At 41.6% G+C, this 17,042-nt stretch carries 14 protein-coding genes; 3 read left to right on the top strand and 11 right to left on the bottom strand.

Annotation, left to right across the window (positions count from 1 at the left end; all coding sequences use genetic code 11):
* Window positions 1-31: 31 nt before the first annotated feature.
* Both SG0102_RS08750 and SG0102_RS08755 read right to left on the bottom strand, forming a co-directional pair.
* Window positions 32-607, bottom strand: a complete 576-nt coding sequence (locus tag SG0102_RS08750; RefSeq protein WP_157983015.1) for an NAD(P)H-dependent oxidoreductase — start codon at window positions 605-607, stop codon at window positions 32-34.
* A 92-nt stretch (window positions 608-699) separates the two neighbouring features.
* Window positions 700-2,040: an alpha-amylase family glycosyl hydrolase gene (locus tag SG0102_RS08755; protein WP_125119597.1), complete on the bottom strand. Its 1,341-nt coding sequence runs from the start codon at window positions 2,038-2,040 to the stop codon at window positions 700-702.
* A 375-nt stretch (window positions 2,041-2,415) separates the two neighbouring features.
* Here SG0102_RS08755 and SG0102_RS08760 point away from each other — a divergent pair, with 375 nt between their 5' ends.
* Window positions 2,416-3,918, top strand: a complete 1,503-nt coding sequence (locus SG0102_RS08760; protein ID WP_231999775.1) for an IS110 family RNA-guided transposase — start codon at window positions 2,416-2,418, stop codon at window positions 3,916-3,918.
* Window positions 3,919-4,281: 363 nt separating this feature from the next.
* Here SG0102_RS08760 and SG0102_RS08765 read toward each other — a convergent pair whose 3' ends face one another.
* Complete coding sequence (locus SG0102_RS08765; protein WP_125119597.1) at window positions 4,282-5,622, bottom strand: alpha-amylase family glycosyl hydrolase; 1,341 nt, start codon at window positions 5,620-5,622, stop codon at window positions 4,282-4,284.
* A 375-nt stretch (window positions 5,623-5,997) separates the two neighbouring features.
* Between SG0102_RS08765 and SG0102_RS08770 the strand changes: the two genes are divergently transcribed.
* On the top strand, window positions 5,998-7,500 hold the full coding sequence (locus tag SG0102_RS08770) for an IS110 family RNA-guided transposase (RefSeq protein WP_231999775.1): 1,503 nt from the start codon (window positions 5,998-6,000) through the stop codon (window positions 7,498-7,500).
* Between the two features lie 363 nt (window positions 7,501-7,863).
* Here the strand turns inward: SG0102_RS08770 and SG0102_RS08775 are convergent, their stop codons facing one another.
* Complete coding sequence (locus SG0102_RS08775) at window positions 7,864-9,204, bottom strand: alpha-amylase family glycosyl hydrolase (protein WP_125119597.1); 1,341 nt, start codon at window positions 9,202-9,204, stop codon at window positions 7,864-7,866.
* A gap of 375 nt (window positions 9,205-9,579) precedes the next feature.
* On the opposite strand from SG0102_RS08775, the gene SG0102_RS08780 reads away from it, so the two are divergent.
* A complete protein-coding gene (locus SG0102_RS08780) occupies window positions 9,580-11,082 on the top strand; it encodes an IS110 family RNA-guided transposase (protein ID WP_231999775.1) in 1,503 nt (500 codons plus the stop codon).
* A gap of 953 nt (window positions 11,083-12,035) precedes the next feature.
* On the opposite strand, the gene SG0102_RS08785 is transcribed toward SG0102_RS08780, so the two are convergent.
* Genes SG0102_RS08785 through SG0102_RS08815 form a run of 7 tightly spaced genes read right to left on the bottom strand, consistent with a single transcriptional unit; the run spans window position 12,036 to window position 17,042 of the window.
* Window positions 12,036-12,899: an urease accessory protein UreD gene (locus tag SG0102_RS08785; RefSeq protein ID WP_125119598.1), complete on the bottom strand. Its 864-nt coding sequence runs from the start codon at window positions 12,897-12,899 to the stop codon at window positions 12,036-12,038.
* The gene (gene ureG / locus SG0102_RS08790) at window positions 12,863-13,477 is read right to left on the bottom strand and encodes an urease accessory protein UreG (protein ID WP_125119599.1); all 615 of its coding nucleotides are present in this window, start codon (window positions 13,475-13,477) and stop codon (window positions 12,863-12,865) included. Before ureG ends, SG0102_RS08785 begins: the two co-directional genes overlap by 37 nt.
* Window positions 13,478-13,489: 12 nt before the next feature.
* On the bottom strand, window positions 13,490-14,176 hold the full coding sequence (locus tag SG0102_RS08795) for an urease accessory protein UreF (RefSeq protein ID WP_125119600.1): 687 nt from the start codon (window positions 14,174-14,176) through the stop codon (window positions 13,490-13,492).
* Window positions 14,169-14,642: an urease accessory protein UreE gene (locus tag SG0102_RS08800; RefSeq protein ID WP_125119601.1), complete on the bottom strand. Its 474-nt coding sequence runs from the start codon at window positions 14,640-14,642 to the stop codon at window positions 14,169-14,171. The genes SG0102_RS08795 and SG0102_RS08800 overlap by 8 nt, the downstream gene beginning before the upstream one ends.
* Window positions 14,643-14,661: 19 nt before the next feature.
* Window positions 14,662-16,383, bottom strand: coding sequence for an urease subunit alpha (gene ureC / locus SG0102_RS08805; RefSeq protein WP_125119602.1), 1,722 nt, complete (start codon window positions 16,381-16,383; stop codon window positions 14,662-14,664).
* On the bottom strand, window positions 16,380-16,727 hold the full coding sequence (locus SG0102_RS08810) for an urease subunit beta (RefSeq protein WP_125119603.1): 348 nt from the start codon (window positions 16,725-16,727) through the stop codon (window positions 16,380-16,382). Before SG0102_RS08810 ends, ureC begins: the two co-directional genes overlap by 4 nt.
* Before the next feature lie 12 nt (window positions 16,728-16,739).
* Window positions 16,740-17,042: an urease subunit gamma gene (locus tag SG0102_RS08815; protein WP_125119604.1), complete on the bottom strand. Its 303-nt coding sequence runs from the start codon at window positions 17,040-17,042 to the stop codon at window positions 16,740-16,742.

The raw sequence follows: 17,042 nt of genomic DNA on the forward strand, positions 1-17,042 counted from the left end.
TAAAAAGCATGAAAGGCGCCTTTGGCGCCTTTCACTTAAACAAACGTAAAATATCATCCTTCGCTTTTTCTAATAGCACATTCGTATCCGTATCCACCATATCAAGACAATCCACTTTGATTTCATAGGTCTGTTGAATGTCAAACATTTGCGTACATAATGCTTTGATATAACCATACCCATAGGTATCATCGAGAATTCTTGATCCGGCCGTAGTGACATAATAAAGTTTCGTCGCTTTGCATAAACCATAGCTGCTGCCATCACGATGATAATCATAAGTAATCGAAGCCACGCAGATATTTTCCAGATACACCTTTAATAATGAAGGAAAAGATAAGTCATAATAAGGCGCACTGATAATAATCTGATCAGCCTGCGCAAACTGATGCGCCGCCTCAAAAACAGGATGATCAATGACATCCTGAAAAAGTAAAAGCGAACGTTCTTTCAGTGCTTCTCGATCTAAAGGATGCAGATGCTTTTCATCCAGTTTGACTTCTTCGACGATGTCATCCATTTTAACGATCTGATCAATAAGAAAACGGGCTAATCGGTTGGTGCGTGATTCATCACGAATACATGCATTAATATAAAGTAATTTCATTTGCATCGCCTCTTCTTGTCTCTATTGTATCAAATACGCCAAAAGAAAAAAGGAAAAGTATCCAAAAGAAAAAAACTGTGAATATCACAGTTTTAATGGAAAAGGGCAATCCCTTCATCACTTTGTAAAATGATTGGCTCACCATCTGTCGCGATCGTTCCTTCACGAATTTCTACACGCTGTCCATCAATCAGATTGGTGTAATAACCATCATGCAGACCACTTTGCCCAAGGTCTAGGAATGAGGATTGACCATGAAAATGGAATAACCCGACTAAATAAGGATGATCCTGATCATCTCGTGGTGATGAGGCATTTTCATGATGAATGGCCATCAGGACATCATCACGAAGTACTTTCGTTTCATAAGTAGAATTGGTCATAATCGGATTCTTCTTGACCTGGTAAAGCTTATGCATGAGCGGTGATAAATCCATTCCTGTATCATAATCAATCGGATCCTTATCAAAGAGAGCTGGCGTATGCATAGCGCCGGCTTCCTGACCATTATAAAGCATCGCAATACCTTTATTGAAATACATAAAAGCTAAATGATTGCGCAGTGCTTTTTCATCTGGAATACTGAAATGTGCACGATTACGATCATGATTTTCTAAGAAACGCGCTTTTACATAATTATCGGGATAGATCGTTTCCTGACGATTGATCGCCGCACTATATGTTTGTAAGGACACTTTTCCAGCCAGATAATCTTTAAAGATGCCAAAGATATCATAATCATAAGCCATATCGAAAGCCTGATAAATCTCACTGTCGCTAGCGCTTGCTATGCCGCGTGAGCGGTTATAAGCCACAAAGCCTGGTTCCACGCTTTCTGCTAACCATAAAGCGCCGGGGCGAACCTTTGCCACAGCTTCGCGCGCCGCTAACCAGAAATCAACGGGGACCATGCTTGCGACATCACAGCGGAAGCCATCGACATCCTTTGCCCACATCTTCAGTGTTTCAATCTGATAATCCCACAATTCATGATTCGCGTAATCTAAATCTACCACATCCCACCAGTCACCAACGCGATTGCCAAGCGAGCCATCGGCTTTATGGAAGAACCATTCGGGATGATGGGTCGCTAAATAAGAATCTGGTGATGTATGATTATAGACGACATCAATAATGACTTTCATCCCCCGTTTATGAATGGCCTCACATAAGCGCTGAAAATCTTCTTTGCTGCCAAACTTCGGATTGACTTCACGATAATCACGAATGGCATATGGTGAGCCTAATGTCCCTTTGCGATGCAGCTTACCAATGGGATGAATGGGCATCAGCCAAATGATATCCACACCTAAACTTTGAATCCGGTCTAAATCATTCATAACGGCCTGGAACGTCCCTTCTTTTGAATAATTGCGTACGTAAATACTATAAATAACCTCATTACGTAATTGTTTGTTTGTATCTTTTGCCATAATAAATACACATGTCAAAACGTCGTTGCCGTTTTGACACACCTTGCAATGAATATATCAATTCAATGCAGGTGTTTTTCTCCTTTCCAAATTTATTTTTTTCGTTCCCTCTGTATCGTTTGATTTGTTGTGGTTACGAACCTACAATTTATTTGATGGAGATTCGTACTACAAAGCACGGTGAGGGGCGTTGTACGGTTAAACTCAATCGTTAATCAAAACAGCATAATAAATTGTGTGAGATCAGCCATTCATGCACATCTGAGTAGACCCGTTGAGGCTGTAGATTAATCAATGACTAACAGTTAATCTTTAGTGCTGGCTGACCAGTCAACGTATCTCCTTCAAAAAATTATTTGAAAGGAGATTTTTGCTATGAAAGTAATTCGCAATCCGAAAGACTTTCGAATCGTTTATTCAAGAGCCTGTGGCATTGACGTTCACAAAAACTTTATTGTATGCACAGCATGCATTCCTGGCAGCAAGCCTGATCAGTGGAAGTTCATTACCAGACGATTTTCGACTTTCTACAAGGAATTAGAGGAATGTGCTGACTGGCTTTCAAAACTTGACTGCCAGAACGTGTGCATGGAATCAACAGGCCAGTACTATATACCTGTTCATGACGTTCTTGAGAAGAAACTGTCGAACGTCAGGGTCGTCAACCCTAAATGGGTTAAAGCCGTCAAGGGCAACAAGGACGACAAGAAAGATTCCAAATGGATCTGTCAGCTTTTTAGGTTTGGCATGACAAAATCCAGCTTTATTCCAGGAGAAGAGATCAGAACCCTGAGAGGTGAAACGAGATACCGCTATAAAGTCATCAGCATGCGAACATCCGAAATGAACCGCTATCAGAACGCACTGACAGTCGGAGGTTTCAAAGTAGATGCAGTCTTTTCTGATGTCTTCGGCAAGTCTGCTCAGGCAATCATTAACCTTGTCCTTTCGGGTAAGGAATACACTGACAAGGATATTCTGTCACTTGTTCACAAAAACTGTAAGTCATCACCTGAGAAAATTCTTGAAGCCGTAAATGGAATCAGAATGAATGATACTCAGAAAAAAAGACTTATAATCATCAAGAATCATTTAGACTATCTCACTGATGAAATTGGCGAGATTAATAAACAAATTGACTGTCTCGTCAAGGAGATTCCAGGCATGGAAGCAGCCATTGATCACTCATGCATGGTCCCCGGCATAGACAAAAACCTGGCAGTCATCATTATGTCAGAAATTGGCACTGACATGAGCCCTTGGCCTAGTCAGTACAATCTGGTAAGCTGGGCCGGTCTGGCGCCAGGTGACAATCAATCAGCCGGAAAAAAGAAATCCGTTAAGATCTCACGAGCCGGTGTCTATCTTAAGCCTGCCCTGGTCGAAGCGGCTCACGCCGCTGTAAAGGATAAGGAGCACCCTTATTATGCCATCAAGTATAATACAATTAAAAAACGCCGTGGCCAGAAGAGAGCTATTATTGCAATTGCACGAAAGCTCTTAATTGCAATTTATCACATGCTTCTTACTGGCGAAAAATGGAATCCTACCGATCTTGCCAACGTTGAAACACCAACTGACAAAAGAAGAAAGTACATCAAGAAAAATCTTTCTAATTCCTTTAGTCAGCTGGAAAATGCTGGGATGTTACCGGAAGAAATTATTAATTATTTGAAAGGACAATTTTTAGATTTAGAAGTTTCAGCCGAGTCTGAAGATGATAGTGATTCTTCGGATAACGATTCATCTAAAGGCACAGAAGCCTCAGCAGACTCTGCCGAAACTAATAATAGTGAATCACCTACTGAGCAATCGGCCTTAGACAGTGATTCACAGACAGATTTGACTTTGGTAAAAGATAAATCTGCCGCAAGCTGACTTCTCCAGAAGAATCAGCAATTTATTCTTCTGGAATGTAAAAGCGCTAAAACTTTATAAATTTTCAATCCATATATCTGTTGTCTTCGTTTTCAGATGATCAGATAGCCCAATGTTAGTTAGTTCTAACAATTTCCAATATCTTGGGGTAAGGGGGATTTTACGCTTTTTCAGCTATTGCACCTAAATTATATCATCCTTACAGCAAAAATAAACTCTGTTTCATTTCACATCAATTGTTATTTCATTAATATATTCAGATTAATTTCATTTGCATCGCCTCTTCTTGTCTCTATTGTATCAAATACGCCAAAAGAAAAAAGGAAAAGTATCCAAAAGAAAAAAACTGTGAATATCACAGTTTTAATGGAAAAGGGCAATCCCTTCATCACTTTGTAAAATGATTGGCTCACCATCTGTCGCGATCGTTCCTTCACGAATTTCTACACGCTGTCCATCAATCAGATTGGTGTAATAACCATCATGCAGACCACTTTGCCCAAGGTCTAGGAATGAGGATTGACCATGAAAATGGAATAACCCGACTAAATAAGGATGATCCTGATCATCTCGTGGTGATGAGGCATTTTCATGATGAATGGCCATCAGGACATCATCACGAAGTACTTTCGTTTCATAAGTAGAATTGGTCATAATCGGATTCTTCTTGACCTGGTAAAGCTTATGCATGAGCGGTGATAAATCCATTCCTGTATCATAATCAATCGGATCCTTATCAAAGAGAGCTGGCGTATGCATAGCGCCGGCTTCCTGACCATTATAAAGCATCGCAATACCTTTATTGAAATACATAAAAGCTAAATGATTGCGCAGTGCTTTTTCATCTGGAATACTGAAATGTGCACGATTACGATCATGATTTTCTAAGAAACGCGCTTTTACATAATTATCGGGATAGATCGTTTCCTGACGATTGATCGCCGCACTATATGTTTGTAAGGACACTTTTCCAGCCAGATAATCTTTAAAGATGCCAAAGATATCATAATCATAAGCCATATCGAAAGCCTGATAAATCTCACTGTCGCTAGCGCTTGCTATGCCGCGTGAGCGGTTATAAGCCACAAAGCCTGGTTCCACGCTTTCTGCTAACCATAAAGCGCCGGGGCGAACCTTTGCCACAGCTTCGCGCGCCGCTAACCAGAAATCAACGGGGACCATGCTTGCGACATCACAGCGGAAGCCATCGACATCCTTTGCCCACATCTTCAGTGTTTCAATCTGATAATCCCACAATTCATGATTCGCGTAATCTAAATCTACCACATCCCACCAGTCACCAACGCGATTGCCAAGCGAGCCATCGGCTTTATGGAAGAACCATTCGGGATGATGGGTCGCTAAATAAGAATCTGGTGATGTATGATTATAGACGACATCAATAATGACTTTCATCCCCCGTTTATGAATGGCCTCACATAAGCGCTGAAAATCTTCTTTGCTGCCAAACTTCGGATTGACTTCACGATAATCACGAATGGCATATGGTGAGCCTAATGTCCCTTTGCGATGCAGCTTACCAATGGGATGAATGGGCATCAGCCAAATGATATCCACACCTAAACTTTGAATCCGGTCTAAATCATTCATAACGGCCTGGAACGTCCCTTCTTTTGAATAATTGCGTACGTAAATACTATAAATAACCTCATTACGTAATTGTTTGTTTGTATCTTTTGCCATAATAAATACACATGTCAAAACGTCGTTGCCGTTTTGACACACCTTGCAATGAATATATCAATTCAATGCAGGTGTTTTTCTCCTTTCCAAATTTATTTTTTTCGTTCCCTCTGTATCGTTTGATTTGTTGTGGTTACGAACCTACAATTTATTTGATGGAGATTCGTACTACAAAGCACGGTGAGGGGCGTTGTACGGTTAAACTCAATCGTTAATCAAAACAGCATAATAAATTGTGTGAGATCAGCCATTCATGCACATCTGAGTAGACCCGTTGAGGCTGTAGATTAATCAATGACTAACAGTTAATCTTTAGTGCTGGCTGACCAGTCAACGTATCTCCTTCAAAAAATTATTTGAAAGGAGATTTTTGCTATGAAAGTAATTCGCAATCCGAAAGACTTTCGAATCGTTTATTCAAGAGCCTGTGGCATTGACGTTCACAAAAACTTTATTGTATGCACAGCATGCATTCCTGGCAGCAAGCCTGATCAGTGGAAGTTCATTACCAGACGATTTTCGACTTTCTACAAGGAATTAGAGGAATGTGCTGACTGGCTTTCAAAACTTGACTGCCAGAACGTGTGCATGGAATCAACAGGCCAGTACTATATACCTGTTCATGACGTTCTTGAGAAGAAACTGTCGAACGTCAGGGTCGTCAACCCTAAATGGGTTAAAGCCGTCAAGGGCAACAAGGACGACAAGAAAGATTCCAAATGGATCTGTCAGCTTTTTAGGTTTGGCATGACAAAATCCAGCTTTATTCCAGGAGAAGAGATCAGAACCCTGAGAGGTGAAACGAGATACCGCTATAAAGTCATCAGCATGCGAACATCCGAAATGAACCGCTATCAGAACGCACTGACAGTCGGAGGTTTCAAAGTAGATGCAGTCTTTTCTGATGTCTTCGGCAAGTCTGCTCAGGCAATCATTAACCTTGTCCTTTCGGGTAAGGAATACACTGACAAGGATATTCTGTCACTTGTTCACAAAAACTGTAAGTCATCACCTGAGAAAATTCTTGAAGCCGTAAATGGAATCAGAATGAATGATACTCAGAAAAAAAGACTTATAATCATCAAGAATCATTTAGACTATCTCACTGATGAAATTGGCGAGATTAATAAACAAATTGACTGTCTCGTCAAGGAGATTCCAGGCATGGAAGCAGCCATTGATCACTCATGCATGGTCCCCGGCATAGACAAAAACCTGGCAGTCATCATTATGTCAGAAATTGGCACTGACATGAGCCCTTGGCCTAGTCAGTACAATCTGGTAAGCTGGGCCGGTCTGGCGCCAGGTGACAATCAATCAGCCGGAAAAAAGAAATCCGTTAAGATCTCACGAGCCGGTGTCTATCTTAAGCCTGCCCTGGTCGAAGCGGCTCACGCCGCTGTAAAGGATAAGGAGCACCCTTATTATGCCATCAAGTATAATACAATTAAAAAACGCCGTGGCCAGAAGAGAGCTATTATTGCAATTGCACGAAAGCTCTTAATTGCAATTTATCACATGCTTCTTACTGGCGAAAAATGGAATCCTACCGATCTTGCCAACGTTGAAACACCAACTGACAAAAGAAGAAAGTACATCAAGAAAAATCTTTCTAATTCCTTTAGTCAGCTGGAAAATGCTGGGATGTTACCGGAAGAAATTATTAATTATTTGAAAGGACAATTTTTAGATTTAGAAGTTTCAGCCGAGTCTGAAGATGATAGTGATTCTTCGGATAACGATTCATCTAAAGGCACAGAAGCCTCAGCAGACTCTGCCGAAACTAATAATAGTGAATCACCTACTGAGCAATCGGCCTTAGACAGTGATTCACAGACAGATTTGACTTTGGTAAAAGATAAATCTGCCGCAAGCTGACTTCTCCAGAAGAATCAGCAATTTATTCTTCTGGAATGTAAAAGCGCTAAAACTTTATAAATTTTCAATCCATATATCTGTTGTCTTCGTTTTCAGATGATCAGATAGCCCAATGTTAGTTAGTTCTAACAATTTCCAATATCTTGGGGTAAGGGGGATTTTACGCTTTTTCAGCTATTGCACCTAAATTATATCATCCTTACAGCAAAAATAAACTCTGTTTCATTTCACATCAATTGTTATTTCATTAATATATTCAGATTAATTTCATTTGCATCGCCTCTTCTTGTCTCTATTGTATCAAATACGCCAAAAGAAAAAAGGAAAAGTATCCAAAAGAAAAAAACTGTGAATATCACAGTTTTAATGGAAAAGGGCAATCCCTTCATCACTTTGTAAAATGATTGGCTCACCATCTGTCGCGATCGTTCCTTCACGAATTTCTACACGCTGTCCATCAATCAGATTGGTGTAATAACCATCATGCAGACCACTTTGCCCAAGGTCTAGGAATGAGGATTGACCATGAAAATGGAATAACCCGACTAAATAAGGATGATCCTGATCATCTCGTGGTGATGAGGCATTTTCATGATGAATGGCCATCAGGACATCATCACGAAGTACTTTCGTTTCATAAGTAGAATTGGTCATAATCGGATTCTTCTTGACCTGGTAAAGCTTATGCATGAGCGGTGATAAATCCATTCCTGTATCATAATCAATCGGATCCTTATCAAAGAGAGCTGGCGTATGCATAGCGCCGGCTTCCTGACCATTATAAAGCATCGCAATACCTTTATTGAAATACATAAAAGCTAAATGATTGCGCAGTGCTTTTTCATCTGGAATACTGAAATGTGCACGATTACGATCATGATTTTCTAAGAAACGCGCTTTTACATAATTATCGGGATAGATCGTTTCCTGACGATTGATCGCCGCACTATATGTTTGTAAGGACACTTTTCCAGCCAGATAATCTTTAAAGATGCCAAAGATATCATAATCATAAGCCATATCGAAAGCCTGATAAATCTCACTGTCGCTAGCGCTTGCTATGCCGCGTGAGCGGTTATAAGCCACAAAGCCTGGTTCCACGCTTTCTGCTAACCATAAAGCGCCGGGGCGAACCTTTGCCACAGCTTCGCGCGCCGCTAACCAGAAATCAACGGGGACCATGCTTGCGACATCACAGCGGAAGCCATCGACATCCTTTGCCCACATCTTCAGTGTTTCAATCTGATAATCCCACAATTCATGATTCGCGTAATCTAAATCTACCACATCCCACCAGTCACCAACGCGATTGCCAAGCGAGCCATCGGCTTTATGGAAGAACCATTCGGGATGATGGGTCGCTAAATAAGAATCTGGTGATGTATGATTATAGACGACATCAATAATGACTTTCATCCCCCGTTTATGAATGGCCTCACATAAGCGCTGAAAATCTTCTTTGCTGCCAAACTTCGGATTGACTTCACGATAATCACGAATGGCATATGGTGAGCCTAATGTCCCTTTGCGATGCAGCTTACCAATGGGATGAATGGGCATCAGCCAAATGATATCCACACCTAAACTTTGAATCCGGTCTAAATCATTCATAACGGCCTGGAACGTCCCTTCTTTTGAATAATTGCGTACGTAAATACTATAAATAACCTCATTACGTAATTGTTTGTTTGTATCTTTTGCCATAATAAATACACATGTCAAAACGTCGTTGCCGTTTTGACACACCTTGCAATGAATATATCAATTCAATGCAGGTGTTTTTCTCCTTTCCAAATTTATTTTTTTCGTTCCCTCTGTATCGTTTGATTTGTTGTGGTTACGAACCTACAATTTATTTGATGGAGATTCGTACTACAAAGCACGGTGAGGGGCGTTGTACGGTTAAACTCAATCGTTAATCAAAACAGCATAATAAATTGTGTGAGATCAGCCATTCATGCACATCTGAGTAGACCCGTTGAGGCTGTAGATTAATCAATGACTAACAGTTAATCTTTAGTGCTGGCTGACCAGTCAACGTATCTCCTTCAAAAAATTATTTGAAAGGAGATTTTTGCTATGAAAGTAATTCGCAATCCGAAAGACTTTCGAATCGTTTATTCAAGAGCCTGTGGCATTGACGTTCACAAAAACTTTATTGTATGCACAGCATGCATTCCTGGCAGCAAGCCTGATCAGTGGAAGTTCATTACCAGACGATTTTCGACTTTCTACAAGGAATTAGAGGAATGTGCTGACTGGCTTTCAAAACTTGACTGCCAGAACGTGTGCATGGAATCAACAGGCCAGTACTATATACCTGTTCATGACGTTCTTGAGAAGAAACTGTCGAACGTCAGGGTCGTCAACCCTAAATGGGTTAAAGCCGTCAAGGGCAACAAGGACGACAAGAAAGATTCCAAATGGATCTGTCAGCTTTTTAGGTTTGGCATGACAAAATCCAGCTTTATTCCAGGAGAAGAGATCAGAACCCTGAGAGGTGAAACGAGATACCGCTATAAAGTCATCAGCATGCGAACATCCGAAATGAACCGCTATCAGAACGCACTGACAGTCGGAGGTTTCAAAGTAGATGCAGTCTTTTCTGATGTCTTCGGCAAGTCTGCTCAGGCAATCATTAACCTTGTCCTTTCGGGTAAGGAATACACTGACAAGGATATTCTGTCACTTGTTCACAAAAACTGTAAGTCATCACCTGAGAAAATTCTTGAAGCCGTAAATGGAATCAGAATGAATGATACTCAGAAAAAAAGACTTATAATCATCAAGAATCATTTAGACTATCTCACTGATGAAATTGGCGAGATTAATAAACAAATTGACTGTCTCGTCAAGGAGATTCCAGGCATGGAAGCAGCCATTGATCACTCATGCATGGTCCCCGGCATAGACAAAAACCTGGCAGTCATCATTATGTCAGAAATTGGCACTGACATGAGCCCTTGGCCTAGTCAGTACAATCTGGTAAGCTGGGCCGGTCTGGCGCCAGGTGACAATCAATCAGCCGGAAAAAAGAAATCCGTTAAGATCTCACGAGCCGGTGTCTATCTTAAGCCTGCCCTGGTCGAAGCGGCTCACGCCGCTGTAAAGGATAAGGAGCACCCTTATTATGCCATCAAGTATAATACAATTAAAAAACGCCGTGGCCAGAAGAGAGCTATTATTGCAATTGCACGAAAGCTCTTAATTGCAATTTATCACATGCTTCTTACTGGCGAAAAATGGAATCCTACCGATCTTGCCAACGTTGAAACACCAACTGACAAAAGAAGAAAGTACATCAAGAAAAATCTTTCTAATTCCTTTAGTCAGCTGGAAAATGCTGGGATGTTACCGGAAGAAATTATTAATTATTTGAAAGGACAATTTTTAGATTTAGAAGTTTCAGCCGAGTCTGAAGATGATAGTGATTCTTCGGATAACGATTCATCTAAAGGCACAGAAGCCTCAGCAGACTCTGCCGAAACTAATAATAGTGAATCACCTACTGAGCAATCGGCCTTAGACAGTGATTCACAGACAGATTTGACTTTGGTAAAAGATAAATCTGCCGCAAGCTGACTTCTCCAGAAGAATCAGCAATTTATTCTTCTGGAATGTAAAAGCGCTAAAACTTTATAAATTTTCAATCCATATATCTGTTGTCTTCGTTTTCAGATGATCAGATAGCCCAATGTTAGTTAGTTCTAACAATTTCCAATATCTTGGGGTAAGGGGGATTTTACGCTTTTTCAGCTATTGCACCTAAATTATATCATCCTTACAGCAAAAATAAACTCTGTTTCATTTCACATCAATTGTTATTTCATTAATATATTCAGATTATCCTCCTCACTTTTTTCATTATACAAAAGTGTCATGAAAAAGACATGACAATTCTTTAGGTTCCTTATGAAATTTCTTAGAAAAAAAGATATGACTGCCAATTGGCAGTCATACCGGTTCCATGAAACGTGAGGGAAATCTCAGGATCTCTGCAGTGATCCCGCCTTTCCCATCATTTCTGATGTTTAAGGGCAATTAATGGAATTGTAACACAAACTCCTAATTCGAATGACACCTAAGGGTCATTGATACATGTCAGAAGATCATGCTCACCCTTACGTGTGATTCATTTTTATTAAAGGCAGAGGTTATTGTTTTACAATGTGTATGATCCATTAGAATCCAACCATCTCCTTCCGGTGAACAGGCTTCCAGGTATTACCCCTTCTTTATCTTCCAAAAGGTATTCATCCTTTTTTCAAGAAGGAATAACAATCTCCTTTCTTCTTTATCACCACTTGCAATATTTACATGCATGTCTCTTGCTTAAGCTTAATTATATTATAGTCTTGTTTTCATATTTGTCAATATCATATGATTTTATCTATTATTTATGATATTCATAATTATTTGTATTATTCCTATATATAAAGTGCCGATATGATCGTCATTCTCTAATTATGTGATAATATTTTATCATCTTGTAGGAATTTAATAAATTAAAAATTCCTTCTTTTTTAAGGAAGGAATTAAATATGGAGAGAGTGCGGCCCTTTCCGTAAAGCTAAAGGGGCTAAGCCGATGGCTTGGCGATAAGCCTTGATCAAAGTCTCCATCACTTTTCTATTCTCATCTATGCTCATCCCTAAAACACGTAAAACCATTCCTTCGCTTTCAATCATCGATAAGCCAAAGCGAGATGATGTCTGCGCGTCTTCAAGGATGTTTCTGAAGTATTCAACCTGCTTCTGATTGATATCTTCATCAATAATTGTCACTGAGTTAAAGTTCGTGTAGCCTTCAAAAAAGCCAATCTCAGACATGGGATCATAACGCGGATCCACGAGCATAAAATCATTCATAAGTAAACGTTTTTGACGATAGATTCTAGTTTTAAGAGCCATTTGATGATAAGTGAACAAGCCCCCTTGCTCATCATAGCCGGCGGTTAAGCCTTCACTTAAAATCAGCTTCGCGTGTTTTTCTAAAACGATCTCATTATTTTGGTGAAAGAGCGCATCTTTATAAGGAATCGTTTCATCAAAGTAATATTCACACAGCGCATTTTCTCCCACTTTAAGCACGCAATCCTGATGTGTAGTGAAGCATTGATCGCACTTGTAAATATAATTAGGCGCCTGCGTCGTAAGAATGGCATGCGTATCATCATCTAAGACAACCTCCTGCCGGTAACACTCTCCTTCCACATACCCGCCGCCTGTCGCAATCAGAAAGTAATAAGGAAAATCATCGTCATTAGGAATGGCGGCGGAAATGCGGGAGTTGCCATGACGATAGAGATCATCTGCGACGCTGCGCTCCCCACGCCTTACAAAATGCATGCGGATCTCGCCGTCTAAAGATCTTCCAGTAAACAGTCCTTTTTGAGCCATTCGACAACACCATCCAGACCTTCATCCGTTTTGAGATTGGTAAAGAAGAACTTTCCATCGCCTCTAAACTTTTGCGACACTTCGCGCATATGCTTTAAGTTCGCACCAACATAAGGTGCTAAATCAATTTTATTGATGATAAAAAGATCAGATTTGATCATTCCCTGCCCTGCTTTGGAAGGAATCTTTTCCCCTTCTGCGCAGTCGATAATATAAATGGAAAAATCTACTAATTCCGGAGAGAAGGTAGCGGCTAAGTTATCCCCGCCGCTTTCCACGAAAATAATATCTAAGGTATGATCAAAACGTTTTTCTAATTCATCAATCGCCGCAAAATTCATGGAGGCATCTTCACGAATAGCGGTATGCGGACAGCCGCCAGTTTCTACCCCGATAATGCGATCTTCGTCTAACACCGAATTTTTTGCCATATATTCGGCATCCCATTTGGTATAAATATCATTGGTAATCACCGCCATGGAATACTCATTATGAAGACGACGGGTTAAACGTTCGATCAATTGGGTCTTTCCGGACCCCACAGGGCCGCCAACCCCGATACGTAATGCTCTTTTCATGCAAAATACCTCCTAAGACATAAACAGACGGGCCGCCTGTGATTCATGTAAGATTTGGGCAATCTCTAAGCCTGGACTATTCGCCCCTAAATAGTCTTCATCAAAGGTGCAAACATTTTCGTAAAGGCCTTCGATTTCCTTGATGACATCATGTAAGATGACTTGTCCTTCACGTTGGCCTAGCGGCACGCTGCGCACCGCATTCTGGGTTAAGGTGGAAGCGACGGAGTAACCATACAGCGTAAAGACTTCCTGGCTGCTTAGTCCTTTGGCGTAGGCAAAGATCGCAAAGACAAGCGCCGGATTGCCATACGCTTTGCCTTCTTCAACGGCCTCTACATAGCCGTTTAATAAAGGAAAGACATCACCATAAATTTTTTGGATAAGCAAATACATTTGCCGGGCAATCAGCTTGGTACCATCACGGGTTTCTTTCGCTAAAGTAGACTTGGTCATGAGATCATCATAGCGCAGGATCTCTGTCAGCGTCGCCTCTTCACAAAGCAGCGTTAATAACCCTTCGCCAAAGCAGTACTGCGAGCGAAAATAGTTCATCAGCCAACATTTAAACTGTGGCGCTTTCTTGATTTTGCGGTTGACGAGATAGTTCTCCATGCCAAAAGAATGATTGAAGGTCCCAATGGGAAACGTCGAGTCACAAATTTGAAAGACATCCATCAGTGTTTTCGTATCAGCCATGGTGATGATGATGGCTATGGGCGACTAAGTTGGCATATTTCATCGGTTCATCTAATTGTCTTTTTTCCACCACATAGCTTGCTCCTTCCTGATCTAATGTCTTTTTGACAACCTCATCATAAAGCATCGTAATCTGACCGTCTTTGACCTGAATCGGTTTATGAAGATTGCCTAGCATATGGGCAGTCTTACCCATCTCATCAATATCCTTGGGCGTAATGATCATCACTTCATCAGGAATCGCTTCTAGCACTAATAATTCATGATCCCCGATTATAAAGGCAGCGCCATTTTCCAGCCCTTGTGTTTCATCTTCTAAGCGAATACCATAGTCATGTCCATGATCACTAGTCACACGTAAAATAGATTTTAATAAATCATCGCTTTTAACGAGGGCTGTCTCGACATGGTAATCATGGAGATGCGGGATATCTTTCACATTGGCATAGACTTTCGTTAATATCATTGTAGACCTTCTTTCTTCATTAGAAGAAATAGTAACGCTGCGCCAGTGGGACTTCTTCGACTGGATCACAGGTAATTTCTTCGCCATCAATCGTAACGATAAAGCTCTGAGGATCGATCTTGATCGTCGCTGGTGCATAATTGTTTAATTTCATATCACGTTTCGTCAGATTTCTTGTCTTATGCACCGGTAAGACAATTTTATCTAATCCAAGCTGCTCTTTAATGCCATGTTCATAGGCATAAGTCGATACAAAGGTAATACTGGTTTTGGCCATACCCTTGCCGTAGCCGCCATAAAGATCACGCATCATGCGCGGTTCTGGTGTTGGCAGTGAAGAGGAAGCATCGCCCACAACGCCATAAGCGATGACGCCAGCTTTGAGCACTAATTTTGGTTTTGCGCCAAAGAATTTAGGATCCCAAATGACTAAGTCGGCATATTTGCCTACTTCAACAGAACCGATATAATCAGCAACACCATTGACAATGGCTGGGTTAATCGTATATTTAGCGACATAACGTTTGATACGTTCATTATCGGAATATTCATAGTCACCCTTTAATGGACCACGCTGCTTTTTCATTTTATCCGCTAGCTGCCAGCAGCGCATCGCCACTTCGCCGACACGGCCCATCGCCATCGCATCACTGGTCATGACGGATAACGCGCCCATGTCATGCAGCACATCTTCCGCTGCGACCGTCTGTTTACGAACACGAGATTCCGCAAAAGCCACATCTTCTGGCACCTTTGGGTCTAAGTTATGACAGACCATCGTCATATCGAATAATTCATCAATAACATTGGTTGTATAAGGATTGGTTGGGTTGGTCGAGCTTGGCAAAATGTTCTGCTCTCCTGCCACGATCATAATATCAGGCGCATGACCGCCGCCGGCACCTTCAGTATGGAAAGTATGAACCGTTCGCCCAGCGAAGGCATTGAGCGTATTTTCTACGAAGCCGCCTTCATTTAACGAATCGGTATGAACAGCGTAAGAAACATCATATTCATCGGCTGCCTTGATGGAGTTATCGATCCCGGCAGCGGTTGCGCCCCAGTCTTCATGGGTTTTAATGCCTGCCGCTCCGGCTCTGACCTGTTCGGCAATGGTTTCCGGAGTAGCCCCGGCGCCTTTGGCTAAAAAGCCATAATTAAGCGGATCATGATCGACCGCTTCTAACATGCGGTGAATATGATAAGCTCCCGGCGTTGTCGTAGCCGAGTTAGAGCCATCCGCCGGACCGGTTCCGCCGCCAAATAAAGTGGTAATGCCGTTATCTAAAGCCGCATGCGCTAAACCGGTCGATAAGTAATGGACATGTAAGTCAATGCCGCCAGCGGTGACAATCATCCCTTCGCCAGAAATTGCTTCGGTAGAAGCGCCAACGACAAAGTCGATATCATCCATGATATCAGGGTTGCCGCCTTTCCCGATAGCGAGAATCTTGCCATCACGAATGCCGATATCGGCTTTATAAATACCGGTATAATCAATGATAAGCGCACCGGAAATAATGGTATCGGCGACTAAAGGATTTTTCTCACGGGTCATCGTCGCATTGACGCCCATGCCATCTCTTAAAACTTTCCCGCCGCCAAATTTACTTTCCTGACCATGCACGGTGTAATCTTTTTCGACGCGGGCAAATAAGTTGGTATCGCCTAAGCGGACACTGTCGCCTTCGGCTGGTCCAAACATCTGGGAATACTGTTTACGATCCATTTTAAAACTCATTTTTCTGCCTCCTTTGCATGGGCATGTTTATCTTTGTCAAGATAACCATTGACCTTATTATTAAAACCAAAGACGCGACGTGAACCGCCAAAATCGATTAGCGGCACGGTGCGGCTTTCGCCGGGTTCAAAACGAATCGCAGTCCCGGCTGGGATATCGAGACGTTTGCCATAAGCTTTCTCACGATCAAAGGCAAGACCGCTATTGGCTTCATAAAAATGGAAATGGGAACCGACCTGAACGGCGCGGTCACCCGTATTTTTTACTTCGATTGCAATGGCCTCATAGCCAGTGTTGTAATCAACGGGTTCATCAGTGGCATAATGATATTCTCCTGGAATCATGTTGCTTCCCTCCTATCGTATTGGGTCATGGATGGTCACGAGTTTCGTACCATCAACGAAAGTGGCTTCCACCTGAATCATCGGAATCATTTCCGGAACGCCTTCCATGACATCTTCACGTTTCAGGATTTTACCGCCTTCATTCATTAACTCAGCCACGCTTTTCCCAGCGCGGGCACCTTCTAAAATATAACTTGTAATCAGCGCGACACTTTCTGGATGATTCAATTTGATGCCCGCATCTTTTCGATGCTGGGCAATCATGCCAGCTAGTGAGATCATCATTTTCTCGCGCTCACGTTCTGTTAACTGCAT

Origin of the sequence: Intestinibaculum porci, assembly GCF_003925875.1 — a bacterium.
GTDB lineage: Bacteria > Bacillota_I > Bacilli_A > Erysipelotrichales > Coprobacillaceae > Intestinibaculum > Intestinibaculum porci.

Coding starts and splice junctions, on each gene's coding strand:
- ureC (WP_125119602.1), bottom strand. CDS start 16,383: ATGAGTTTTAAAATGGATCGTAAACAGTATTCCCAGATGTTTGGACCA.
- SG0102_RS08755 (WP_125119597.1), bottom strand. CDS start 2,040: ATGGCAAAAGATACAAACAAACAATTACGTAATGAGGTTATTTATAGT.
- SG0102_RS08770 (WP_231999775.1), top strand. CDS start 5,998: ATGAAAGTAATTCGCAATCCGAAAGACTTTCGAATCGTTTATTCAAGA.
- SG0102_RS08780 (WP_231999775.1), top strand. CDS start 9,580: ATGAAAGTAATTCGCAATCCGAAAGACTTTCGAATCGTTTATTCAAGA.
- SG0102_RS08775 (WP_125119597.1), bottom strand. CDS start 9,204: ATGGCAAAAGATACAAACAAACAATTACGTAATGAGGTTATTTATAGT.
- SG0102_RS08800 (WP_125119601.1), bottom strand. CDS start 14,642: ATGATATTAACGAAAGTCTATGCCAATGTGAAAGATATCCCGCATCTC.
- ureG (WP_125119599.1), bottom strand. CDS start 13,477: ATGAAAAGAGCATTACGTATCGGGGTTGGCGGCCCTGTGGGGTCCGGA.
- SG0102_RS08765 (WP_125119597.1), bottom strand. CDS start 5,622: ATGGCAAAAGATACAAACAAACAATTACGTAATGAGGTTATTTATAGT.
- SG0102_RS08760 (WP_231999775.1), top strand. CDS start 2,416: ATGAAAGTAATTCGCAATCCGAAAGACTTTCGAATCGTTTATTCAAGA.
- SG0102_RS08795 (WP_125119600.1), bottom strand. CDS start 14,176: ATGGCTGATACGAAAACACTGATGGATGTCTTTCAAATTTGTGACTCG.
- SG0102_RS08750 (WP_157983015.1), bottom strand. CDS start 607: ATGAAATTACTTTATATTAATGCATGTATTCGTGATGAATCACGCACC.
- SG0102_RS08815 (WP_125119604.1), bottom strand. CDS start 17,042: ATGCAGTTAACAGAACGTGAGCGCGAGAAAATGATGATCTCACTAGCT.
- SG0102_RS08785 (WP_125119598.1), bottom strand. CDS start 12,899: ATGGCTCAAAAAGGACTGTTTACTGGAAGATCTTTAGACGGCGAGATC.
- SG0102_RS08810 (WP_125119603.1), bottom strand. CDS start 16,727: ATGATTCCAGGAGAATATCATTATGCCACTGATGAACCCGTTGATTAC.